This is a genomic window from Pseudomonas sp. LS44, from assembly GCF_024730785.1.
Lineage (GTDB): Bacteria > Pseudomonadota > Gammaproteobacteria > Pseudomonadales > Pseudomonadaceae > Aquipseudomonas.
Window position 1 is genome coordinate 3,541,218 of sequence record NZ_CP102830.1, and the last position, 24,780, is coordinate 3,565,997.

A 24,780-nucleotide genomic window follows, 5' to 3' on the forward strand; every position below is an offset into this window, starting at 1 on the left:
ACTTCGCGCCCCCCCATCAGGACTATAGGCGTCCCGTTGCCCCGCGCTGGTGCGCACGCGGCCTGATTGAGGAACATTCCATGCCTGACGTTACCGTGACCACACTGCAAGAGCTGAAGCAAAAAGGCGAAAAAATCGCCATGCTCACAGCCTATGACGCCACTTTCGCGCGTGCCGCCTGCCAGGCGGGAGTCGAAGTGTTGTTGGTGGGTGATTCACTGGGCATGGTGGTTCAGGGCCAGGACAGCACCCTGCCGGTCAGCATCGACGAGATGGCGTATCACACCGCCTGCGTGAAGCGTGGCAATCAGGGTGCCCTGATCGTCACCGACCTGTCGTTCATGAGCTATGCGACCTTGGAGCAGACCCTCGTCAACAGCGCCCGGGTCATGCAGGCCGGCGCGCACATGGTCAAGCTCGAGGGTGGCGTGGCCCTGGCCCCCGCCGTGCAACGCCTCGCCGAGAATGGCGTGCCGGTGTGCATGCACATGGGCCTGACGCCGCAATCGGTCAACCTGTTCGGCGGCTATAAAGTGCAAGGCCGCAGCGAAGCCCAGGCCCGTCAGTTGCGCGCCGACGCCATCGCTCTGGAACAGGCCGGTGCCGCGATGCTGCTACTCGAATGTGTCCCTAGTGCGTTGGCGGCAGAAATCTCCCAAGCGGTGAAGATTCCGGTGATCGGCATCGGCGCCGGCAGCGCCACCGACGGCCAGGTGCTGGTCGTCCATGACATGCTCGGTCTCTCGCTGACTGGTCGTATGCCGAAGTTCGTGAAGAACTTCATGGAAGGCCAGACCTCGGTGCAAGCCGCTTTCGCGGCCTACGTCAGCGCCGTCAAAAGTGCTTCTTTCCCGGCCGCCGAACACGGATTCTCCGCATGAACACCGTTACCACCGTGCGCGAGTTACGCGCCGCGGTCGCCCAGGCACGCGCCGAGGGTAAAGACGTCAGCTTGGTACCGACCATGGGCAATCTGCACGCCGGGCATGTCGCCCTGGTGGAAAAGGCCGCCCAACGGACCGACTTTGTGGTCGCCAGCATTTTCGTTAATCCGCTGCAGTTCGGGCCCAACGAAGATCTCGACAGCTACCCACGCACATTGGCCGCCGACCAGGCGAAATTGCACCAAGCGGGTTGCGACCTGCTGTTCGCCCCGACGGTCGAGGAAATGTACCCACACGGCTTAAATAGCCAGACCCGGGTCCGCGTCAGCGGCGTGTCCGAGGGTCTGTGTGGGGGCAGTCGTCCTGGGCATTTCGATGGCGTCGCCACCGTGGTGACCAAATTGTTCCAGATGGTGCAGCCTGATCTCGCCGTGTTCGGCCAGAAGGATTTCCAACAACTGGCGGTCATTCGCACGCTGGTTCGCGATCTCAACATGCCGATCCAGGTTCTCGGTGTCCCGACCATTCGCGCCGACGATGGCTTGGCCTTGTCGTCGCGCAATGGCTACCTGAGCGCCGAGCAACGAGCCCTCGCGCCGCAGCTGTATCGCGACCTGCAACTGCTGGCCGAGCGTATCCAGACCGGTGCGCGCAACTACGAGCAATTGATCGTCGAGACCAAAAGCCGCATCGAGCAAGCCGGTCTGCGTCCTGATTATCTGGAGATCCGCCAGGCCGACACCCTGCAACCCGCCAGCGCCGATGACCGCCAGTTGGTGATTGCAGTTGCCGCATTCATCGGCAGCACGCGACTGATCGACAACCTCACCCTCGATCTCGCCGAAATCCACTAAAAACACTCGAACCCCGCAACCTTGATCGACCATCGGGGTTCGGGCACACTCAGCCGCCGTTTCAGGCCCGCCAGGAGGAAATGCCATGCACACCATCATGCTCAAGGCCAAATTGCACCGCGCCGAAGTCACTCACGCCGTGCTGGATTACGAAGGCTCTTGCGCCATTGACGGTGAATGGCTGGACCTCTCGGGCATCCGCGAATACGAGCAGATTCAGATCTATAACATCGATAACGGCGAGCGCTTCACCACCTACGCGATTCGTGGCGAAGAAGGCTCGAAGATCATTTCAGTGAACGGCGCCGCCGCGCACAAGGCCAAAGTCGGCGATCGCGTGATCATCTGCGCTTACGCGCAGTACAGCGATGCCGAGCTGGCCAGCTTCAAACCGCGCATGCTGTACATGGCCCCGGGCAACCAGTTGAGCCATACCAGCAACGCCATCCCGGTGCAGGTCGCCTAGGTCCGCCCAGGCGCTACACTCCAAAGCCCGGAACGCTCCGGGCTTTTTACTGCTCAAAGCTTGCCCAGCCAGAGGAATTCGTAGGTCATGGCGTATCAGCAAACCCCGCTCGACGTTACCGCGCTGCCCGCTTGGCAAGCGCTTGGCCAACACCGTGTTGCCATGCAGGATTTCAGCATGCGCGAGGCGTTCAGTCGCGATCCCGAGCGTTTTCAGAATTTCACACTGAGCAGTTGCGGCCTGTTCCTCGACTACTCGAAGAACCTGATCGACCAGCAAACCCGCGATCTGCTGGTGGGTCTGGCGCGCGAAGTCAATTTGCAGGAGGCAATCGAAGCGCTGTTCAACGGTGAGCTACTGAACGCCTCGGAAGGTCGCCCGGCGCTGCATACCGCGCTACGTCGACCAGTGGCTGATCGCCTGAACGTCAACGGCGTCAACGTCATGCCAGACGTGCACCGCGTCCTGAACCAAATGACCGAGCTGGTCACGCGGATTCACAGCGGTCTGTGGCGCGGCTACAGCGAAAAACCGATCACCGACGTGGTGAACATCGGCATTGGCGGTTCGTTCCTTGGCCCGCAGCTGGTTTCCGAGGCGCTGCTGCCCTTCGCCAAACAAGGTGTGCGTTGCCATTACCTGGCCAACATCGACGGTAGCGAGTTCCACGAGCTATCGGCCAATCTGCGCGCCGAAACCACCCTGTTCATCGTTTCCTCGAAATCCTTCAACACCCTGGAAACCTTGAAAAACGCTCAGGCCGCGCGCGCCTGGTATCTGGCCCAAGGCGGTACGCAAGACGAGCTGCACAAGCACTTCATCGCCGTCTCGAGTAATCGCGACGCGGCCGTCGAGTTCGGCATTCGCGAGGAAAACATCTTCCCGATGTGGGACTGGGTCGGCGGCCGTTATTCGCTGTGGTCGGCGATCGGCCTGCCCATTGCCCTGGCCATCGGCATGTCCAACTTCAAGGAGCTGCTGTCCGGCGCCTACAGCATGGACCAGCACTTCCTGACCGCGCCGTTCGAGCGCAACATGCCGGTTCTGCTGGCGCTGCTGGGCGTGTGGTACGGCAACTTCTGGGGCGCGCAGAGCCACGCGATCCTGCCGTACGACCATTACCTGCGCAACATCACCAAACACTTGCAGCAGCTCGACATGGAGTCCAACGGCAAGAGCGTGCGCCAGGACGGCAGTCCGGTGCCCTGCGATACCGGCCCGGTGATCTGGGGTGGCGTCGGCTGCAATGGCCAGCACGCTTATCACCAGTTGCTGCATCAGGGCACCCAGCTGATCCCGGCGGACTTCATCGTGCCGGTGGTCAGCTACAACCCGGTCGCCGACCATCACCAGTGGCTGTATGCCAACTGCCTGTCGCAGAGCCAGGCGCTGATGCTCGGCAAAACCCGCGCCGAAGCCGAGGAAGAACTGCGCGGCAAGGGCCTGCCAGAGGACGAAGTGCAGCGCCTGGCGCCGCATAAGGTGATCCCCGGCAACCGGCCGAGCAACACCCTGGTGATGGAGCGGGTCAGCCCGCGGCGCCTCGGCGCGCTGGTGGCGATGTATGAACACAAGGTGTTCGTGCAGAGCGTGATCTGGGGCATCAACGCCTTCGACCAGTGGGGTGTGGAGCTGGGCAAGGAGCTCGGCAAAGGCGTCTACCAGCGCCTCACTGGCAACAATGAGCAGCCGGCCGAAGACCCCTCGACTCAGGGCCTGATCGACTTTTTCCGCAACCGCCATCGCGGCTGACGCCTCGCTCGACTCCACGAACCCGGCCTTGCGCCGGGTTCGTGCGTTTTGGGTGTTCTAAAGTTGGGAGATGACGTTCAGGGTTGAACCAAGCAAGTGCTTGGGTGCACCCTGATCCCACTGCATACAACAAGAAGGCCCAGCCATGTTCGAAATCAGCAGCCACCCGGTTCCCGATGCGGTGCGTCAACGCGCCCACCTCAACGAGGAGGACTATCGGCGCCTGTACCAACAGTCCGTCGAGCACCCCGAAGCCTTTTGGGCCGAGCAGGCGACGACCTTTCTCGATTGGTTCAAGCCCTGGCACAGCGTGCACCACGGCGACATGCGCAAGGGCCAGGCGACCTGGTTCAAGGGTGGCCAGCTGAACGTCAGCTACAACTGCATCGACCGTCACTTGGAACAACGCGGCGAGCAGATCGCCTTCATCTGGGAAGGCGATGACCCGCGCGAATCCGCGCATATCACCTACAACAAGCTGCACCACCACGTCAGCCGCCTGGCCAACGTGCTGAAGAGCCGCGGCGTGAGCAAGGGCGACCGGGTCTGCATCTATATGCCGATGGTGCCCGAGGCGGCCTACGCGATGCTCGCCTGCGCGCGCATTGGCGCGGTGCATTCGGTGGTGTTCGGCGGTTTCTCGCCGGATTCCCTGCGTGATCGCATCCTCGACGCCGACTGCCGCACGGTGATTACCGCCGATGAGGGCGTGCGCGGCGGCAAGTACATCCCGCTCAAGGCCAACGTCGACCTGGCCCTGCAGAGCTGCCCGAACGTCTCCACCGTGGTCGTCGTCGAACGCACCCAAGGCGAGATCAACTGGGTCGAGGGCCGCGACCTGTGGTACCACGAAGCGCTGCGCACGGTGGATAGCGATTGCCCGCCGGAGCCGATGGATGCCGAGGACCCGCTGTTCATCCTCTACACCTCGGGCAGCACCGGCAAACCCAAGGGCGTGCTGCACACCACCGGCGGCTACCTGCTGCAGACGGCGATGACCCACAAGTACGTGTTCGACTACCACGAGGGCGATATCTTCTGGTGCACCGCCGACGTCGGCTGGGTCACCGGGCACAGCTACATCGTCTACGGCCCGCTGGCCAACGGCGCGACCAGCCTGATCTTCGAAGGCGTGCCCAACTACCCGGACGCCTCGCGCTTCTGGCAGGTGATCGACAAGCATCAGGTGAACATTTTCTACACCGCGCCGACCGCCCTGCGCGCGTTGATGCGCGAAGGCGCCGGGCCGGTGCAGAAGACCTCGCGGGACAGTCTGCGCCTGCTCGGCTCGGTCGGCGAGCCGATCAACCCGGAAGCCTGGGAGTGGTACTACAACGTAGTCGGCGAGCAGCGCTGCCCGATCGTGGACACCTGGTGGCAGACCGAAACCGGCGCGATCATGATCGCCCCGTTACCCGGTGCCACCAGCCTCAAACCCGGCTCGGCGACCCTGCCGTTCTTCGGCGTGCAACCGGCGCTGCTGGATGAACAGGGCAAGGAAATCACCGGCCCCGGCAGCGGCGTGCTGGCGATCAAGGCCAGTTGGCCGAGCCAGATCCGCAGCGTCTATGGCGACCACCAGCGCATGCTCGACACCTATTTCAGCGCCTATCCCGGTTACTACTTCACCGGCGACGGCGCGCGCCGCGACGAGGACGGCTACTACTGGATCACCGGCCGCGTCGACGACGTGATCAACGTCTCCGGCCACCGCATCGGCACCGCCGAGGTGGAAAGTGCCTTGGTCCTCCATGACAGCATTGCCGAAGCGGCGGTGGTCGGTTATCCACATGACGTGAAGGGCCAGGGTATCTACGCCTTCGTCACGCCGATGGGCGGTATCGAGCCGAATGACGCGCTGAAACAGGAGCTGCTCGGCCTGGTCAGCAAGGAAATCGGCGGCTTTGCCCGCCCCGAGTTGATCCAGTGGGCGCCGGCGCTGCCGAAAACCCGCTCGGGCAAGATCATGCGGCGCATCCTGCGCAAGATCGCCTGCAACGAACTGGACAACCTCGGCGACACCTCGACCCTCGCCGATCCCTCAGTGGTCGACGGGCTGATCGACAAGCGCCTGAACCGCTGACGCCTCTGCCGTAGGAGCGAATTCATTCGCGATAGGCATGCCCAGCATCGCGAATGAATCCGCGCCTACAAGCGGTACGACTTACATGCAGGACAGCGAACTTACAGCTTCAACGTAAGGTGGATGTGAAAAGCGACATCCACCCAACAGTTCTCATGACCCCGCACTTGCCACGCTTGGAGTCCAACGCGTTGCCCATGGAAACTATCCGCCAGCACATCGAAGCCCAAGTCCTCAGCCTCACTGGCCTGGCCTTGGGCGGTATCGACTTCGAAGCACCCGCCGGCGATCCGGGGTTGTTCGGCCCCGATTCGGCCAGTTGGCAAGTGCATGGCGATTTCAGCTCGATGCTGATCGGCGGCGTCAGCGCCCTGCTCCTGCAGATGCTCCATCCGCTGGCCTTGGCCGGGGTGTGGGACCACTCCAACTTCCGCGAGGATATGCTCGGCCGCCTGCGCCGCACCGGCCAGTTCATCTCCACCACCACCTATGGCTCGCGCGCCGATGCGCAAAAACTCATCGATCGGGTGCGGCGCATTCATGACGAGGTCAGCGGCACCCTGGCCGATGGTCGACCGTATTCCGCCAACGATCCCGACTTGCTCACCTGGGTGCATGTAGCCGAGGTCAGCAGCTTTCTCAAATCCTACCTGCGTTACCGCAACCCGCAGTTCCCCGGCCATGAGCAGGACCGCTACTACGCGGAAATCGCCCTGGTGGCCGAACGCCTGGGCGCCCGCGACGTACCGCGCTCGCGCCAAGCCGTCGCCGAGTATTTGCAGGCCATGCGTCCGCAACTGATCTGCGACGAGCGCACCCGCGAGGTGGTCCGTGTGCTGCTCGCCGCGCCGGCGCCCAGCGCCTTCGCCCGCCCCTACAGCGCGCTGATGCTGCGCGCCGGCATCGACCTGTTGCCAGACTGGGCGACCGAGCTGCTCGGTTTGCAGCAGAACCCGCTAAAGCGCCAATTGGTGCGTGGCGGCGTGCACAGCACCGTACCGCTGTTGCGCTGGGCGGTACGCAACGGCTCGCTGCACCGCGCCCGGCGGCGCATGGGTTTGCCACCCCTACGCTGAACGTGACCCCCCGGTTTTGGTGGTGGCCGGAGCCTGGTGTGCGTGCCAACATGCCAACCCGCCGCGCCAGACGCGCCCACCGTTCATGAGGATTGCGTTATGCAAGAAGTCGTCATCGTTGCCGCCACCCGTACCGCCATCGGCAGCTTCCAGGGCGCGCTAGCCAATATCCCGGCTCCAGAGTTGGGCGCCGCGGTGATCAAGCGTCTGCTCGAACAGACTGGCCTGGACGGCGCCGAAGTCGACGAAGTGCTGCTCGGCCAGGTGCTGACCGCGGGCAGCGGGCAGAACCCAGCGCGCCAGGCGGCCATCCTCGCCGGCCTGCCACACGCGGTGCCGGCGATGACGGTCGGCAAGGTCTGCGGCTCGGGCCTGAAAGCCCTGCACCTGGCCACCCAGGCGATTCGCTGCGGCGATGCCGAAGTGATCATCGCCGGCGGCATGGAAAACATGAGCCTCTCCCCCTACGTCATGCCCGGTGCGCGCACCGGCCTGCGCATGGGCCATGCCAAGCTGATCGACACGATGATCCAGGACGGCTTGTGGGATGCCTTCAACGATTACCACATGGGCATCACCGCCGAAAATCTGGTGGACAAGTACGCCATCAGCCGTGAAGCCCAGGATGCCTTCGCTGCCGCCTCGCAGCAGAAAGCCGTGACTGCGATCGAAGGTGGACGCTTCAAGGATGAAATCACCCCGATCCTGATTCCGCAGCGCAAGGGCGAGCCGCTCAGCTTCGTCACCGACGAGCAACCGCGCGCCGGCACCACCGCTGAGGCATTGGCCAAGCTCAAGCCGGCGTTCAAGAAGGACGGCAGCGTGACGGCCGGCAACGCCTCGAGCCTCAACGATGGCGCCGCCGCGGTGCTGCTGATGAGCGCCGAGAAAGCCAAAGCCCTTGGCCTGCCGGTCCTGGCGCGCATTGCCGGCTACGCCAACGCCGGGGTCGATCCGGCGATCATGGGCATCGCCCCGGTTTCCGCGACCCAGCGCTGCCTGGCCAAGGCTGGCTGGCAGCTGGCCGACCTCGACCTGATCGAGGCCAACGAAGCCTTCGCCGCCCAAGCCCTGTCAGTCGGCCAGGAGTTGGGCTGGGACGCCAGCAAGGTCAACGTCAACGGCGGCGCCATCGCCCTCGGCCACCCGATCGGCGCGTCGGGCTGCCGAGTGTTGGTGACTCTGCTGCACGAGATGATCAAACGCGATGCGAAAAAAGGTCTGGCGACCTTGTGCATCGGCGGCGGCCAAGGCGTGGCGCTGGCTATCGAAAGAGCCTGACCCGTAGGGCGGGTGAAACCCGCATAGCAGCTCAGCAGCCTGCACCGCGGGTTGCACCCGCCCTACCGATTTGCGAACGCCCAAAATGCGCCGGCCAAGAGCCGGCGTTTTTGTTGATAAACTGCGCGCCCCCTTTGTCGAGACGCCGCGCATGCCCTCTCTTGATCTGGCGCTGCGCGCCGCGCTCACCGCCCGTCTGCCACTGCTCGACGAGTTGCACGCGCATGCCACCGATTGCTATCGGCTGTTCCATGGCAGCCAGGAAGGCGCGCCCGGGCTGACGGTCGACCGCTATGGTCCGCAACTACTGGTGCAAAGCTTTCACCAGCCCCTCACTAGCGACGAACTGCTGTACCTGCACGCCACGGTGAATGCGCATCTCGGCCTCGACTTACTGCTGGTCTACAACGACCGCTCGCAGGGCAATTCGCGCATCGACCGCGACGATCCGGTGTATCGCGCCGACCCGGCCGCCCTGGCTGATCTGATCGGCCATGAATGGGGCGTGAACTATCGCGTCCGCGGCCGTCACCCGGGCCAGGACCCGCTGCTGTTCCTCGACCTGCGCAACGCCCGCGGCTGGCTCAAGGCCCACAGCGCCGGCAAATCGGTGCTCAACCTGTTCGCCTACACCTGCGGCGTGGGGCTCGCTGCCGCGGCCGGTGGCGCGCGGGAAGTGATCAACCTGGATTTCGCCGAAGGCAATCTGGCGGTCGGCCGCGAGAACGGCGCGCTAAATCCGCACTTGCCGGCCATGCAGTTCATCCAGTCGGATTATTTCCCGGCGATCCGTCAATTGGCCGGTCTGCCGGTAGCCGCGCGCCGTGGGCACAAGCAGCCGTCGTATCCACGCCTCGCGGCGCGGCAGTTCGATCTGGTGTTCCTCGACCCACCGGCCTGGGCCAAAAGCGCCTTCGGCACGGTCGATCTGCTGCGCGACTACCAGAGCCTGCTCAAGCCAGCGATTCTCGCCACGGCGCAACACGGCACGCTGATCTGCTGCAACAACCTGGCAAAAGTCGCGATGGCCGATTGGCGCGAACAGGTGCTGCGCTGCGCCGAAAAACTCGGCCGTCCCGTGCGCGACTGGAAAACCCTGGCACCGGCGCCGGACTTCCCCTCGCAGGACGGTCAGCCGCCGCTGAAAACGCTGATTCTGCAGTTTTAAGCTAGCCCCCCGGAGACGGGAAAAGTTCGCTGTGAATTGACGCTGGCGCTGACACGCCCATCCCATGCCATACTCCAGAGCACTCTGCCTGGAAGATGACGTCGAGCTATGTCCAAAGGATTGAAACGCGCCGCCGGAGCGCTGCTGATTGCCCTGGGTTTGTATTGCCTGCTGGGCTTCCTCGTTGTGCCGGGTATCGCCCTGCATGTGATCAACCAGCAGTTGGCCAAGTACGCCAAAGTACCGGCCAGCCTGGAACGCCTGGAATTCAACCCGTTCAGCCTGGAGCTGACCCTGTGGGGCCTGCGCATTGGCGAAAGCGACAAGCCGCACGTTGGCTTCCAGCGCCTGTACGCCAACCTGCAGACCGACAGTCTGTGGAGCGGCGCCTTGCACCTGGCGTCAGTCGAGCTGGAGAAATCGCATACCGCCGTACTGTTCGCCAAAGATGGCACGCTGAATCTGACCCAGTTGTTCGCGCTGCCACCCAGTGAGCCCAAGCCCGTCGATCAGCCGCCCAGCGACCCTTTCCCGCTGCGTATCGACCAGATCGCCTTGATCGAAGGCGGCCTGCATTTCCAGGACTTGCGCCCCAGCGAACCGGTCGAATTTGTCTATGACTCACTCAATCTCGAGCTGAAGAAGCTCAGTACCCTGCCCGAAGACCTCTCCGACATAACCCTGGTGGCCAAGGGGCCGTATGGCGGACAGATTGACTGGCACGGCCAGATTAGCCTGACGCCGATCACCTCCAGCGGCCATCTGCAAGTCACCCACGGCAGCATGAAAGCCTTCTGGCCGTATGTCCGCGACGCCGCGCCGCTGGTTTTGGAAAAAGGCGTGCTGAGCCTGTCCACCGATTATCGGTTGGACCTCAGCAAAGGCACGGCGCTGTTCCTCGACAATACCGCTGCCACCATCGAGCAGTTCGCCATGAAGGCGCCAGATGGCCGCCCGCTGGTTAATCTGGAACGTTTTGATGTGAGCGAAACCTCCGTCGACCTAGTCAAGCAGCAGGTCGTGGTCGGCAAGATCCGCAGCCAGAACCTGGAAACCTGGGCGGCTCGTGAGAAGGATGGTGAACTCGATTGGCAAAAGCTGTTCGCCTCCCACCAGCGCCCGCCAGCGCCGACCCCGGAGCTCGCTGCCAAAGCCGCACCCGAAGCCGCTCCGCAAACTGCTGTGCCACCTGTGCCGGCAGCAGCACCACCCAGCGACAGCACCAATGCCCCGGTGGCCGCAGCAAACACCCAACCAGCCGCCCCCACTCCACCGCCAACCCCCGCTCCCGAAACGAGCGCGGACAAACCCTGGCAAGTGCTGCTCAACGACACCCAATTGCGCGGCTACCGCATTCACCTCGCCGATCGTCAGCCCGCCGAGGCCGTGGCGCTGGAGATCGGCCCGCTGAATCTCGATCTGTATAAATTCGATAGCCTCAACCAGTCGCCCTTCACCCTCAAGCTCGACAGCGGGCTGGGCAAAGAAGGTCAGCTGAGCGCCGAAGGCGAGGTCAATCTGGCGCCGGTCAGCGCCAAGCTTAAAGTCGCCACGCGGAATATCGATCTGCGCATCGCGCAGGCCTACATCAGCCCGCTGATCCGCCTGGAACTGCGCAGCGGCCAGCTCGGCAGCGATCTCGACGTCGACCTTAAAAGCACCGAACCGCTGGCCTTCGGCGTGCGCGGCCGAGCGGAAATCAATCAGCTGCATACGCTCGATACCCTCAAGGAGCGCGATTTCGTCAAATGGCAAAAGCTGGTCCTCGACGGTCTCAATTATCAACATGAGGATCGCCTGGAAATCGCCAAGGTCAGCCTCAGCCAGCCCTATGCACGGGTGATCATCAACGAGGACCAGACCACCAACGTCAACGACCTGCTGATCGCCCAAGCGCCTGCCCCAGTCAAACAGGCGCCGGCAGCCGCCAAGCCGGCGAGCAAACCGTTGGGCATCCGCATTGGCGAGGTGAATATCGCTGATGGCTCGGCCAACTTCGCCGACTTCAGCCTGCGCCCCAACTTCGCCACGGCGATCCAGCAGCTCAACGGGCGCATCGGCACGCTGGACAGCCGCAAGCCGCAACCGGCCAAGGTGGCGATCAAGGGCAAGGTCGACCGCTACGCGCCGATGAGCATCATGGGCAGCGTCAATCCGTTCGACCCGCTGGACAGCCTCGACCTAACCACCAGTTTCAAGAACGTCGAGCTGACCACCCTGACGCCTTACTCCGGCAAGTTCGCTGGCTACCGCATCCGCAAGGGTCGGTTGAATATCGATCTGCACTATCAGATCGAGAAGAAGCAGCTGAAGGCGGAAAACAAGGTGGTGGTCGAACATCTGCAACTGGGCGAAAAAGTCGACAGCCCGAACGCCGTCGATCTACCAATTCGCCTGGCGGTGGCTTTGCTGAAGGACACCGAAGGCAAGATCCAGATCGAATTACCGGTGGCCGGCGACCTCAACAATCCGCAGTTCAGCGTCATGCCGATCGTCTGGCAAACCCTGCGCAACCTGGTGTTGCGTGCCGTGCAGGCACCCTTCAAGTTCATCGCCGGGCTGGTTAGCGGCGGCGGGGATGTTGACCTCAGCAGTGTGTCCTTCTCGCCGGGTGGCAACGAGTTGGACGACCAAGCACAAGGCACCCTCAACACCCTGGCCAAGGCGCTTAAGGAACGACCGTTGCTGCGCCTGGAAGTCGAAGGCATGAGCGCGCAAAGCAGCGACGGCGCCTTGCTGGCCGAACAGAGGCTACAGCGCGAATACCAGAGCACTTACTACAAGATTCTGCAGCGCCGTGGCGACAAAGTACCGGCCGAAGCCAGCCAGTTGAAAGTCCCGGAAGACGAGCAAGCCTCACTGCTTGAAGGTGTCTATCGCACCCGCCTGAAGCAGCAACCGCCAGCGGAATGGAAAGAGCTCGGCGACGACGAACGGGCGACCAAGATGCGCGAAGCGGTACTGCAGTCCTGGGGCCAAAGCGAGTTGCTCCTGCGTCAGCTGGCCCAGGCACGCGCGGCGCAAATCAAGGACTATCTGGTCGACAAAGGCGGTCTGCAGGACGAGCGCATCTACCTGCTAGATGTCAGCCTGGCGGAGGCCGCCGAGGGTGACGGCAAGGTGGCCACTCAGTTGCATCTGGATAGCGATTAAGCGCCCCCTTTCACCCTGCGCGGTACGCTAACCCATAGCTGACCGCGCCTCAGCCAAGCCCCTACGGACCCGCCCCATGAACCGTCTGCGCCTTGCCACCACCCTTTGCCTGCCGCTGCTGGCACTCGCCGCACCGGCCTTTGCCGCATCGACGCTGCGCTGTGGCAGCGGTCTGGTCAGCCTGGGCGATCACGCCAGCGAAGTGCAGAGCAAATGCGGGCAACCGCGCACCCGCGACTTTCTCGGCTATCGCCAAGTGCTCGACGATGACGGCTACCAACAAGAAGTGAGCGTCGAGGAATGGTCCTACGCGATGAGCGGCGGCATGCTCTATTTTTTGCGCTTCGAGGGTAACCGCCTGGCCAAGATCGAGAGCAAGCGCGGGAACTGATAGGCTTGCCGCCCCCTTGGAGAGAATACCAACTGCGATGAAATCTTTGCCTCTGCTCATCCTGCCCCTGCTCCTGCTGGCAGGCGCAGCATCCGCCTCGTTGCGTTGCGACAAAGGCATTATCAGCGAAGGTGACCGCACCTCGGAGGTCATCAGTAAGTGCGGGCCTCCAGACAATAAAAGCTTCGTCGGCTACAGCTCCGGCGGCGACCGTCCCGTTGAGGAGTGGGTCTACAGCCGCAGCGGCGGGATGATCTACTTTCTGCGCTTCGAGGGCGGTCGCCTAACGCACATCGACAGCAAACGCGGTAACTGACCGCGACCACGCCAAGGACGGCCCATGCTGATTATCCCTGCTGAACATCCGCTGAACTGGAAGAAGCCACCGGTCATTACTCTGCTGCTGGTGCTGCTCAACGTGCTGATCTACTTCGCCTATCAGGGTGGCGATCAGGCGCGTGAAGAGCAGGCGGCCAAGCTGTACCTGGACGGCGGTCTGCTCAGTCGCGAGCGGGCATTGTTTGTCGACTCTTTCGGCCACCGCCGCGAGCTGGATGAGGCGCATAAAAAAGCCGTCGCCGCACTGCCACGCAGCCAGTTGGCCACCCTGGTTCTGAGCGATCTGGAGTTCGAGCAGCGTATTCACCATGACCCCGCCTACCAGGCCGACCCAGCCTGGCAACAGGCACGCCAGCGCGCCGAGGCGGCGCGCGATCAGATCAGCCGCTACCGCTTTGGCTTCATTCCAGCCAAGTTCAGCGTGCAGGGCCTGTTTGGCGCCATGTTTCTGCACGCCGACTTCAGCCATCTGGCCGGCAATATGCTGTTCCTGTTTATCTTCGGCTTCGCCCTCGAAATCGCCTTGGGGCGCTGGCTGTATCTGGGCCTGTATCTGTTCAGCGGCCTGGCCTCGCACCTGCTCTGGTGGATGCTCGACCCGGCGTGGGTCACCGGCATCGGCGCCTCGGGTGCCATCGCCGGATTGATGGGCATGTATCTGGGCGTTTACGGCATGCGCCGGATCAATTTTTTCTACTGGCTAGGGCCGCTGTTTGGCTATTTTCGCGCGCCGGCGCTGTGGATTTTGCCGATCTGGATGGGCAAGGAGCTGTACGGCTTGTTGCTGGCCGCCGATCACGTCAACTACTACGCGCACCTCGGCGGTATGGCCGCGGGTTTTCTCGCAGTTTGGCTACCCCGTCAAGGCGGCCGCCTGAAAGTCGACGAAAGCTATCTGCACAAGGAAGATCCAGACGCGCCGTTCAAGCGCGAACTGCAAGGGCTTGATCAGCTGATTGGGCGTTTTGCCTTGGATCAGGTCGCGCCCCGAGGCCTCGATCTGCTGCAGCGTTATCCGGGGCGCATCGAGCTGCTCGACAAACTCTATCCGGTCGCCCAGGGCCGCCAGGACAAGGCACTGCTCACTGCCGTGCTTAAACAGCTCTTCGCGCTGCCGCCATCGCCAGGCGAACGGGCTCTGCTCCTGCGTATGGCGCAGGACAGCAACACCGCCACGCCCGCGCTGTTGCTGCATTCCGGGGTCCAGGCCCATCTGCTGCGTAACTTGCTGCGCGCCAGTGAGGCGCGCGCGGCGTTGTCGGTCTGGCGTCGCCTCGGCCAACTGACGACGCGGCCCACGGACTTTGCCGCACTGACCCTACATTTGGCCAAGCTCCTGGATCGTCAGGATCTCACCACCATCAGCGAGCTGAATCGCTTGCTGGCCCATGCCTATCCGGCCAGCGAGCAAGCCCAGCACTTGGCGCTGTATTGCCAGCATCTGGCTGCTCGCCATTCTGTGGCGCGCTGATCGGCTTTTTAGGCCGATGAAAAAGGCTATATCCCAGCTGTGTGTTGGTGGCGCGGATGGCTGCCGAAACTCGGTGTTTCCGTAGGGTGGGTTAGTCGCGCAGCGGCGTAACCCACCATCGATGCTACAAGGCATTGCCGGCCTGACTGCCGGTCGGTGGGTTACGCCTTCGGCTAACCCACCCTACGCGAGACCATGCAACACGTAACTGGGACATAGCTATGAAAAAAACCTGCAACTTGCATGACTCTCCGCTGGTTTCAGGAGCGTTCCGCCAAACGCGTCAGGGTCGCTTCCAGCGTCGCTACGTCATCGAGTAACGGCGACTGCGGGTAGCGGGCCCTAATGAAGGCTAGGAGCTTGCGCGCCGGCTCCACTTGGCCGAGGTTCTCGGCAAAACCGCGGGCCGCGAGCAGGTAGGCGCGGGCAATATGCGGATAGTCGGGAAAGCGTTGGTGCAGGTTGCGCAGCAAGCTCAGCGCCTCGTGGGTCTTGTGACGCATCAGCAGAGCCTCGGCGAGTTTTTCGCAGATCAGTGCATCGTCCGGGAGAAAGTCGGCCTGCAGCTGGCGAGCATTGAGCAGCGCAGTTGCCGCCAATGCCGGGTTGCTGCGCGTGGCCAACGGCAAGTAATGCTGGAGATGGCGCAGGCAGCGGTCCCGCGCATTCAGTCCATAGAGCAATTGGTGAAACCGCTCGTTCAGCTTGAGATCATCCGGCATCCGTTCCAATGCCATCCGTAGGGTCTCCAGGGCTTGGCCGCTCTGGCCCTCCTTCAGGCGGACCTCAGCTTCAGCCAACGCTCGGCGGCGTAAATATTCGCCTTCTGGAAAACCGGCGTGTCCCTCCTCGTCGGCGATGACATAGCCCAGCGCGGCCTGATACTGAAACACCGCGTAGCCCATCATGGCGCACATCACCACGCCGAAATAACCGAACAGGAACGCCGCTACCGGCATCAGTACGACCCGCGGCAGGCCGCTGGAAAGCATGTAAATGACCCAGCTCGGTGATTGCCAGAGGATGAACAAAAACGCGCAGAGAATCAGATAACGCCAGCCCATGGCCTTGATGACCTGACCCACTTCGTCTGGGCTCAGCGCCGAGCCCAGGGTTTTATCCAACGCCAGGCGGATGATGCTGGCCGGCAATGCCAGCAGCAGCCCCAGAGTGACTGCCCAGTACAACGCCTCACTATCGAAGTCGACGGCCAGCCAGAGCGCGGCAAAAGCCAGAATGAAGATCACCAATTGCTTGAAGAACAAGCCAAAGCCATCGCCGCTGAAGGCGCTCAGCAGGCTCGGTGCCTGGGACTCGGCCTGACTATTGGCCTCAATCACGCTGTAGAAGTATTTGGTGGCGATACTGAACAGAATCAGCCAGAGCAGTATCGAGTTCGGCATGAACAAGCTGGCTAGGGCCAGCAGCGCACTGACGGCCAGCGGCCCGCTTTGCAGGGCATAGACGAAGAAGCGCGGAATCCGCTCCCAGAAAGGCTGCGCGGTATTGGCCGCACCGAGAAAATCGAGCTTGCCCGAGCATAACGGGCACGTCGGGGTGTGCTCCGGCGCGTCGGCACTCAGGGGAATACAGCAGTCGCCATAAAAGCGCTGACACGGCACGCAATGCCAGGTTGCCGGTTGCGCCGAGTGATAGTGGCAGAGCGTCTTGTCCATGCGAAAACATCCTTGTCGAGGCGCATTTAAAAAACCCAGTGTACCGAACGAAAAAAGGGCCCGCTAAGGGGCCCTTTTTTTCCAGTTGCCAGCGGCGGGATTAAGCCCCGGACGCTTCGGCAGCTGCTACGTCTTTGATCGACAGTTTGATGCGGCCGCGGTTGTCCACGTCGAGCACCAGAACCTTGACCTCTTGACCTTCCTTGAGCACGTCGGTGACTTTCTCGACGCGCTGATCGCTCAGCATCGAGATGTGCACCAGACCGTCTTTACCCGGCAGGATGTTGACGAAGGCACCGAAGTCAACGATACGCTCGACCTTGCCGACGTAGATCTTGCCGATCTCGGCTTCTGCGGTGATGGCCAGAACACGCTGCTTGGCGGCTTCGGCCGCTTCCTTGGTTTCACCGAAGATCTTGATCGAGCCGTCGTCTTCGATATCGATCGACGCCTTGGTCTCTTCGCAGATACCGCGGATGGTGGCACCGCCTTTACCGATCACGTCACGGATCTTGTCTTGGTCGATTTTCATCGCCAGCATGGTCGGGGCGTTTTCGGACAGTTCGCTACGCGATTGGGCAAGAACCTGGTTCATCTGACCGAGGATGTTCAGGCGCGCTTCCAGGGCCTGGCCCAGGGCGATCTCCATGATTTCTTCGGTGATGCCGTTGATCTTGATGTCCATCTGCAGTGCGGTAACGCCTTTGGCGGTACCAGCCACTTTGAAGTCCATGTCGCCCAGGTGGTCTTCGTCGCCGAGAATGTCGGTAAGGATGGCGAACTTCTCGCCTTCTTTAACCAGACCCATGGCGATACCGGCTACCGGCGCCTTCATCGGCACACCGGCGTCCATCAGCGCCAGAGAGGCACCGCAGACCGACGCCATCGAGCTGGAACCGTTGGACTCGGTGATTTCCGAGACCACGCGGATGGTGTACGGGAACTCGTCGGCGCTCGGCAGCATGGCCGATACGCTGCGACGGGCCAGACGACCGTGACCGATTTCGCGGCGACCGGTAGCGCCCATGCGACCACACTCACCGACCGAGTACGGCGGGAAGTTGTAGTGCAGCATGAAGGGGTCTTTGCGCTCGCCTTCGAGGGTGTCGAGCAGCTGCGCGTCACGTGCGGTACCGAGGGTGGCAACGACCAGCGCCTGGGTTTCGCCACGGGTGAACAGCGCCGAACCGTGAGTCTTGTCGAGCACGCCGACTTCGATGTTCAGACCACGCACGGTGCGGGTGTCGCGGCCATCGATACGCGGTTTGCCGTTGACGATGTTCTCGCGCACGGTGCGGTATTCGATTTCGCCGAAAGCGTCTTTGACTTCGCCAACGGTCGGTTGACCTTCAGCAGCGGCGAACTTGGCCACCACTTGGTCACGCAGCTCGCTCAGACGGCCATAACGCTCGTGCTTGACGGTGATGGTGTAGGCCTGGGAAATCGCCTCGCCGAACTCGCCACGGATGCCATCGAGCAGCACGGTGTTGGCCGGTTTGGCTTTCCAGTCCCACGTCGGCTTGCCGGCTTCGGCAGCCAGCTCGGCAATGGCTTGGATTACAGCCTGAAATTCGTCATGGGCGAACAGTACGGCGCCGAGCATCTGGTCTTCGGTCAGCTCTTTGGCTTCCGACTCGACCATCAGCACGGCGTCTTTGGTACCAGCGACGACCATGTCCAGGCTGGAAGCCTTGAGTTGCTCATAAGTCGGGTTCAGCAAGTAGCCGGTTTCCGGGTGGAAGGCTACGCGCGCGGCACCGATCGGGCCTTCGAACGGAATGCCGGAGATCGCCAGAGCAGCCGAGGTACCGATCATCGCCGCGATGTCCGGATCGGTCTTCTTGCTGGTGGAAACCACGGTGCAGATGACCTGCACTTCGTTCTGGAAACCTTCCGGGAACAGCGGACGAATCGGACGGTCGATCAAGCGCGAGGTCAGGGTTTCTTTCTCGGAAGGACGCGCTTCACGCTTGAAGAAACCACCAGGGATCTTGCCGGCAGCGTAGGTCTTTTCTTGGTAATGCACGGACAGCGGGAAAAAACCTTTGCTCGGGTCGGCAGTCTTGGCACCGGTCACAGCGACCAATACGGTGACGTCGTTGTCGACGGTGACCAGCACTGCGCCGGAGGCTTGACGGGCTATACGGCCAGTCTCGAGGGTAACGGTCGATTGACCGAACTGAAATTTCTTGGTTACCGGGTTCACGGTGTTTTCCTTCTCTTTGTTGCCTTGGGGAAACTGGTGGAATGCCGGGAGTCGGACCCAAAGTCATTCCTGCAGAAAGCCAGAAGCTGGAAGCTCGAAGCCAAAAGCCGGTAAACCCCGCTTTCAACCCCCAACTTCCAGCTTCTCACTTCAGGTGTACGTCTTAACGACGCAGACCCAGGCGACCGATCAGGGCGCTGTAACGAGTGTGGTCCTTGCCCTTCAGGTAATCCAGCAGCTTACGACGCTGGTTAACCATACGGATCAGGCCACGACGCGAGTGGTGGTCTTTACCGTTGGCCTTGAAGTGGCCTTGCAGCTTGTTGATGTTGGCGGACAGCAGTGCAACTTGCACTTCCGGAGAACCGGTGTCGCCTTCAGCTTGCTTGTACTCGTTAACGATCTGGGCTTTTTCTTCGACGCTCAGTGCCATGGTAATGGACTCCTAGAGTGAACAGGCCAGGGACTAACTCCCTGTATGGAAAAATGAGGTGTGACCATGCCTGTTAACAGCCACCCTCGTTATCGAACGGTCAAACGCCAAAGGCTTTCAACCGTCCGCTACGGTCATTCCGACCGAATTAGTCGACGCGGCGCGACCCGTCCGTCTTCGCTCACTTCACCGATACCGATAAAGCGGCCGTTATGATCCTGCACCCGCACCATGCCGAATTTCGGCGCGTCCGGGGCGCGTACTGGTTGCCCGTGCAGCCAGTAGAAACTGCTGTGCTCGGAAAACTGCAGCAGCGGCCAATGCTCCAAACCGCTGTCCGATGGCAACAGGAAGCGATCCAATGCCTCGTTGCCACCCTCGGCGTGCGCTTGTTCGAGCGCTTCAAGGGTCACGGTTTGCGCCAACTGAAACGGCCCGGCCTGGGTACGCCGCAACTCGGCGACGTGCGCTCCGCAACCCAGCAGCTGGCCGATGTCCTCAACCAGCGTGCGAATATAGGTGCCTTTGCTGCAAGCCACGACCAGTCGCGCTTGCGACTGATCCAAAGCCAGTAATTCCAGGCGCGCAATAGTAACAGAACGCGCCTCGCGCTCCACCACCTCGCCCGCCCGCGCCAGCTTGTAGAGAGGTTGGCCATCGCGCTTCAGTGCTGAGTACATCGGCGGTATCTGACTGATTTTCCCGCGAAAACGCGGTAGCACAGCTTCAATATCGGCACGACCAACGGTCACTTCGCGACGCTCCAATACCTCACCTTCGGCGTCGCCGGTGGTGGTGGTCACGCCCAACTGGGCCAACGTCTCATAGCCTTTGTCGGCATCCAGCAAGTACTGGGAGAATTTGGTCGCCTCACCGAAGCACAGCGGTAGCACCCCGGTCGCCAACGGATCGAGGCTACCGGTATGCCCGGCCTTCTCGGCATTCAGCAGCCAGCGAACCTTCTGCAACGCGGCATTCGAGGTCAGACCATGCGGTTTATCGAGGAGCAGGATGCCGCTGACGTTGCGGCGAATACGCTTAACCTGAGCCACCGGTTATTCCTCGCTGTCGCTCGAGCGGTGCTGATTATCCTCAGCTACCGCACGCTCGATCAGGGCCGACAGATGCGTACCGCGCATCACGCTCTCGTCATAGTGGAAATGCAGGTTCGGCACACTGCGCAGCTTCATGGCCTTGCCCAACTGCATACGCAGGAAGCCCGAGGCATCGTTGAGTACCTTGAGGTTCTGCGCGATGGCTTCGGCAGATTCATCCTGGCCCATCACGGTAATGAAAATCTTCGCGTGGCCAACATCACGACTCACGTCGACCGCAGTGATGGTCACCAATCCCAGGCGCGGGTCTTTGATTTCGCGCCGGATCAGCTGAGACAGTTCGCGCTGCATCTGATCGCCAATACGCTGGGTACGGCTATAGTCTTTTGCCATTTCTTCGTCACTCCCCGCACGGGCCAAACCCGGGCGGCTTAAAAGCGGCAAACGCCCGGTCAGGCGGGGCCGGACCGGGCGTTGCGTCTTACAGCGCGCGGCTTACAGGCTGCGGGCCACTTGTACCTTCTCGAACACTTCAATCTTGTCGCCGGCTTTGACGTCGTTGTAGCTCTTCACGCCGATACCGCACTCCATGCCAGAACGCACCTCGGACATGTCGTCCTTGAAGCGACGCAGGGATTCCAGTTCGCCTTCGAAGATCACCACGTCGTCACGTAGTACGCGGATCGGACGGTTACGGTGTACAACGCCTTCAATGACCATACAGCCAGCAACCGCGCCAAACTTCGGCGAACGGAACACCTCACGGACTTCGGCGATACCCAGGATGTTCTCGCGAACATCGCTGCCGAGCATGCCGGTCAGGGCTTTCTTGACGTCTTCGATGATGTCGTAGATGACGTTGTAGTAACGCATATCCAGACCTTCCTGCTCGACGATCTTGCGCGCACCGGCATCGGCACGCACGTTGAAGCCAAACAGAACAGCATTGGAGGCCAGTGCCAGGTTGGCATCGGACTCGGTGATACCACCGACGCCGCCACCGACCACACGCACCTGCACTTCATCGTTACCCAGGCTACTGAGCGAACCCTGCAGCGCCTCCAGCGAACCACGGACGTCGGATTTGAGGACAATGTTGAGCGTCTTCTTCTCTTCCTGACCCATGTTCTCGAAGATGTTTTCCAGCTTGCCGGCATGCGCACGGGCCAGTTTCACTTCGCGGAATTTGCCCTGACGGAACAGCGCGACTTCACGGGCTTTCTTCTCGTCAGTCAGCACGCTCATCTCGTCACCCGCATCCGGGGTGCCGTCCAGACCGAGAATCTCGACCGGGATGGATGGGCCAGCTTCTTTGATCGGCTTGCCATTCTCGTCGAGCATGGCGCGGATACGACCGAAGTTCGAACCGACCAGGATCATGTCGCCTTGACGCAGCGTACCGTCTTGCACCAGTACGGTGGCAACCGGACCGCGGCCCTTGTCGAGACGCGACTCAACCACGACACCACGACCTGGGGCCGACGGAGTGGCCTTCAACTCGAGAATTTCAGCTTGCAGCAGGACAGCTTCCAGTAGCTCATCCACACCCGTACCGACTTTCGCCGAAACAGACACGAACGGCGTATCACCACCCCACTCTTCGGAGGTCACGCCGTGCACCGACAACTCGCTACGGATGCGATCGAGATCGGCGCCCGGCTTGTCGATTTTGTTCACGGCAACCACCAGCGGAACCCCGGCAGCCTGGGCATGCTGAACCGCTTCAACGGTTTGCGGCATTACGCCGTCGTCCGCTGCCACGACCAGAATCACGATGTCGGTAGCCTTGGCACCACGGGCACGCATCGCGGTAAACGCGGCGTGACCCGGGGTGTCGAGGAAGGTCACCATGCCGCGATCGGTTTCCACGTGGTAGGCGCCGATGTGCTGGGTGATACCACCAGCCTCGCCAGCCGCCACTTTGGCACGACGGATGTAGTCGAGCAGCGAAGTCTTACCATGGTCGACGTGACCCATAACGGTCACTACCGGCGCACGGGAAACCGCTTCACCTTCGAACTTCAGCGACTCGGCCAATTGCTCTTCCAGCACGTTGTCGCTGACCAGCTTGACCTTGTGGCCCAGCTCTTCGGCGATCAGTTGAGCAGTTTCTTGGTCAAGGACCTGGTTGATGGTCACCGGAGTGCCCATCTTGAACATGAACTTAATGACCTCAGCCGCTTTGACCGACATCTGCTGCGCCAAATCGCCAACGGTGATGGTTTCACCGAGCGCGACTTCACGCACAACCGGACCAGTCGGGCTTTGGAAGCCATGCTGATTACGCTTTTTCAGCTTCGCCTTGCCACGACCACCACGGCGGAAGCTGTCGCTTTCCTCCTCTGTGGTACGCGGAGCCACACGCGGAGCCGGCGCCTTTTCCTTGAGGTTCGGGCGATGCGTGGAGTTCTTGCGTTCACCGCCGCGACGATCATCGTCAACGCGCGCACGTTCAGGACGACGCACGTCATCCTTCTTGCGCTCATCGGCGACTGGCGCAGCTGCCACGATGTCAGCCACAGCCAGGGCTGGCGCAGCCTGCACCACTTCCGGCGCTACCTGAGGTTGCGCTGGAGCTTCGACAGCCTGCTGCTTGGCTTCTTCCGCCGCTTTCACACGCGCAGCTTCTTCGGCCGCAGCACGCTGCTGCTCTTCCAGCTCGCGCTTCTTCTCGACCTCGATCTCTTCCGAGCTGCGCTTGACGAAGGTTTTCTTCTTGCGCACCTCAACACTGATGGTCTTGCTGCCAGCCACTCGAAGAGTGCTGGTGGTCTTGCGCTGCAAAGTGATCTTGCGCGGCTCTTCGACCTTGTCGCCGTGACTGCTTTTGAGATGGGCCAACAGGGCCTGTTTCTCGTTATCGGTCACAACTTGCTCGGCGCCCGTGTGCGGCAAACCCGCCTCACGCATCTGCTGCAGCAGGCGCTCTACCGGTGTGTTGACCACTTGGGCCAGTTCTTTCACCGTGACTTGCGTCATGCATTTCTCTCCTCAGGCCGCAAACTTACTCGAACCAGTGGGCTCGGGCGGCCATGATCAACTTGCCGGCACGCTCTGCGTCGATACCGTCGATGTCGAGCAAGTCATCAATCGACTGCTCGGCCAGGTCTTCGCGGTTTATCACGCCGCGTACCGCTAACTCGTGCGCAAGCGCTTTATCCATACCCTCGAGTGAGAGCAGATCTTCTGCCGGCTGGGCATCGGCCAACTTTTCTTCCGTCGCGATGGCCTTGGTCAGCAGGCGATCTTTGGCTCGAGCACGCAGCTCGTTGACGATGTCCTCGTCGAAGCCGTCGATGCTGAGCATCTCTTCCATCGGTACGTAAGCAATTTCTTCCAGGCTGGTGAAACCCTCTTCAACCAGAACCTGAGCCAGCTCTTCGTCAACTTCCAGTTCATCGATGAAGGCCTGCAGGATGTCGCCAGTTTCAGCCTGCTGTTTGGCCTGAATATCGGCCTCGGTCATCACGTTCAACGTCCAGCCGGTCAGCTGGCTGGCCAAGCGGACATTCTGACCGCCACGACCAATGGCCTGCGCCAGGTTGTCTTCAGCCACCGCAATGTCCATCGCATGGGCATCTTCATCGACGATGATCGCTGCCACTTCAGCCGGAGACATGGCGTTGATGACGAACTGCGCCGGGTTGTCGTCCCACAGCACGATGTCCACGCGCTCACCGCCCAACTCACCGGATACCGCCTGAACGCGTGAGCCGCGCATGCCAATGCAGGCGCCTTGCGGGTCGATACGTTTGTCCTTGGAGCGCACGGCAATCTTGGCGCGCGAACCTGGATCCCGCGATGCAGCCATCACTTCGATCAGCTCTTCAGCGATCTCCGGAACTTCGATACGGAACAGCTCGATCAGCATGTCCGGCGCAGTACGCGACAGAATCAGCTGGGGGCCGCGATTTTCGGTGCGGATCTCCTTGAGCAGCGCACGGACACGAGCACCAACGCGGAAAGTCTCACGCGGAATGATGTCTTCTCGTGCCAGCAAGGCCTCAGCGTTGTTGCCCAGATCGACAATCACGTTGTCGCGAGTAACTTTCTTCACTGTGCCGGAAATAATCTCGGTCAAACGCTCGCGATAGGCCTCAACGACCTGGGCGCGCTCGGCCTCGCGGACCTTCTGCACAATCACTTGCTTGGCAGTCTGAGCCGCAATCCGTCCGAACTCGATGGAGTCGATCTTCTCTTCGACGGTGTCACCGAGTTTAGCGCCGGGTTGCTGTTCTTGCGCCTGCTCAAAGGTCAGTTCAGCCGCGGGATTTTCCAGCGCTTCCTCGTCGACCACTGTCCAGCAGCGGAAAGTATCGTAAACGCCAGTGTGGCGATTGATCTCTACACGCAACTCGACTTCGTCTTCGAAGCGTTTTTTGGTCGCAGTGGCCAAAGCCAACTCCAGCGCTTCAAAAATTACGCTGGCCGGTACACCCTTCTCGTTGGACACCGACTCAACTACTAGCAGTACTTCTTTGCTCATCGTACG

19 protein-coding genes are annotated in these 24,780 nt (G+C 61.6%); 12 read left to right on the forward strand and 7 right to left on the reverse strand.

Going from position 1 to position 24,780, the window contains the following annotated elements; translation table 11 throughout:
• Positions 1-80 precede the first annotated feature (80 nt).
• The 12 genes from panB (at position 81) to NVV93_RS15925 (ending at position 14,918) form a co-directional block, all read left to right on the forward strand.
• Positions 81-881 carry a 3-methyl-2-oxobutanoate hydroxymethyltransferase gene (gene panB / locus NVV93_RS15870; RefSeq protein ID WP_258251606.1) on the forward strand — a complete coding sequence of 267 codons (801 nt, stop codon included), beginning with the start codon at positions 81-83 and terminating at the stop codon, positions 879-881.
• Positions 878-1,738, forward strand: coding sequence for a pantoate--beta-alanine ligase (gene panC, locus NVV93_RS15875; RefSeq protein ID WP_258251608.1), 861 nt, complete (start codon positions 878-880; stop codon positions 1,736-1,738). Before panB ends, panC begins: the two co-directional genes overlap by 4 nt.
• 85 nt (positions 1,739-1,823) lie before the next feature.
• Complete coding sequence (gene panD, locus NVV93_RS15880; protein WP_258251609.1) at positions 1,824-2,204, forward strand: aspartate 1-decarboxylase; 381 nt, start codon at positions 1,824-1,826, stop codon at positions 2,202-2,204.
• 87 nt (positions 2,205-2,291) lie between these two features.
• On the forward strand, positions 2,292-3,956 hold the full coding sequence (gene pgi / locus NVV93_RS15885) for a glucose-6-phosphate isomerase (protein WP_258251610.1): 1,665 nt from the start codon (positions 2,292-2,294) through the stop codon (positions 3,954-3,956).
• Positions 3,957-4,101: 145 nt separating this feature from the next.
• Positions 4,102-6,039: an acetate--CoA ligase gene (gene acs, locus NVV93_RS15890; protein WP_258251611.1), complete on the forward strand. Its 1,938-nt coding sequence runs from the start codon at positions 4,102-4,104 to the stop codon at positions 6,037-6,039.
• A gap of 197 nt (positions 6,040-6,236) precedes the next feature.
• On the forward strand, positions 6,237-7,115 hold the full coding sequence (locus NVV93_RS15895) for an oxygenase MpaB family protein (protein WP_258251612.1): 879 nt from the start codon (positions 6,237-6,239) through the stop codon (positions 7,113-7,115).
• Between the two features lie 99 nt (positions 7,116-7,214).
• Complete coding sequence (locus NVV93_RS15900; protein WP_258251613.1) at positions 7,215-8,396, forward strand: acetyl-CoA C-acetyltransferase; 1,182 nt, start codon at positions 7,215-7,217, stop codon at positions 8,394-8,396.
• Positions 8,397-8,547: 151 nt separating this feature from the next.
• Positions 8,548-9,564 (forward strand): class I SAM-dependent rRNA methyltransferase, encoded by a 1,017-nt coding sequence (locus NVV93_RS15905; protein ID WP_258251614.1) that lies wholly within the window; start codon positions 8,548-8,550, stop codon positions 9,562-9,564.
• Between the two features lie 108 nt (positions 9,565-9,672).
• Positions 9,673-12,717, forward strand: a complete 3,045-nt coding sequence (locus NVV93_RS15910; protein WP_258251615.1) for a DUF748 domain-containing protein — start codon at positions 9,673-9,675, stop codon at positions 12,715-12,717.
• A gap of 76 nt (positions 12,718-12,793) precedes the next feature.
• Positions 12,794-13,108: a DUF2845 domain-containing protein gene (locus NVV93_RS15915; protein WP_258251616.1), complete on the forward strand. Its 315-nt coding sequence runs from the start codon at positions 12,794-12,796 to the stop codon at positions 13,106-13,108.
• Between the two features lie 37 nt (positions 13,109-13,145).
• Positions 13,146-13,424: a DUF2845 domain-containing protein gene (locus tag NVV93_RS15920; protein ID WP_258251617.1), complete on the forward strand. Its 279-nt coding sequence runs from the start codon at positions 13,146-13,148 to the stop codon at positions 13,422-13,424.
• Between the two features lie 24 nt (positions 13,425-13,448).
• Complete coding sequence (locus NVV93_RS15925) at positions 13,449-14,918, forward strand: rhomboid family intramembrane serine protease (RefSeq protein ID WP_258251618.1); 1,470 nt, start codon at positions 13,449-13,451, stop codon at positions 14,916-14,918.
• Positions 14,919-15,178: 260 nt separating this feature from the next.
• On the opposite strand, the gene NVV93_RS15930 is transcribed toward NVV93_RS15925, so the two are convergent.
• The 7 genes from NVV93_RS15930 to nusA form a co-directional block, all read right to left on the reverse strand.
• Entirely contained in the window at positions 15,179-16,594 is a 1,416-nt protein-coding gene (locus NVV93_RS15930) for a tetratricopeptide repeat protein (RefSeq protein WP_258251619.1), read from the reverse strand.
• Positions 16,595-16,694: 100 nt separating this feature from the next.
• A complete protein-coding gene (pnp, locus tag NVV93_RS15935; RefSeq protein WP_258251620.1) occupies positions 16,695-18,800 on the reverse strand; it encodes a polyribonucleotide nucleotidyltransferase in 2,106 nt (701 codons plus the stop codon).
• 163 nt (positions 18,801-18,963) lie between these two features.
• Positions 18,964-19,233 (reverse strand): 30S ribosomal protein S15, encoded by a 270-nt coding sequence (gene rpsO, locus NVV93_RS15940; protein ID WP_258251621.1) that lies wholly within the window; start codon positions 19,231-19,233, stop codon positions 18,964-18,966.
• 134 nt (positions 19,234-19,367) lie between these two features.
• Positions 19,368-20,285 (reverse strand): tRNA pseudouridine(55) synthase TruB, encoded by a 918-nt coding sequence (truB, locus tag NVV93_RS15945; RefSeq protein ID WP_258251622.1) that lies wholly within the window; start codon positions 20,283-20,285, stop codon positions 19,368-19,370.
• Positions 20,286-20,288: 3 nt separating this feature from the next.
• Positions 20,289-20,681, reverse strand: a complete 393-nt coding sequence (gene rbfA, locus NVV93_RS15950; protein ID WP_258251623.1) for a 30S ribosome-binding factor RbfA — start codon at positions 20,679-20,681, stop codon at positions 20,289-20,291.
• Between the two features lie 102 nt (positions 20,682-20,783).
• The gene (gene infB / locus NVV93_RS15955; RefSeq protein WP_258251624.1) at positions 20,784-23,267 is read right to left on the reverse strand and encodes a translation initiation factor IF-2; all 2,484 of its coding nucleotides are present in this window, start codon (positions 23,265-23,267) and stop codon (positions 20,784-20,786) included.
• A 25-nt stretch (positions 23,268-23,292) separates the two neighbouring features.
• Complete coding sequence (gene nusA / locus NVV93_RS15960) at positions 23,293-24,774, reverse strand: transcription termination factor NusA (RefSeq protein WP_258251625.1); 1,482 nt, start codon at positions 24,772-24,774, stop codon at positions 23,293-23,295.
• Positions 24,775-24,780 lie beyond the last annotated feature (6 nt).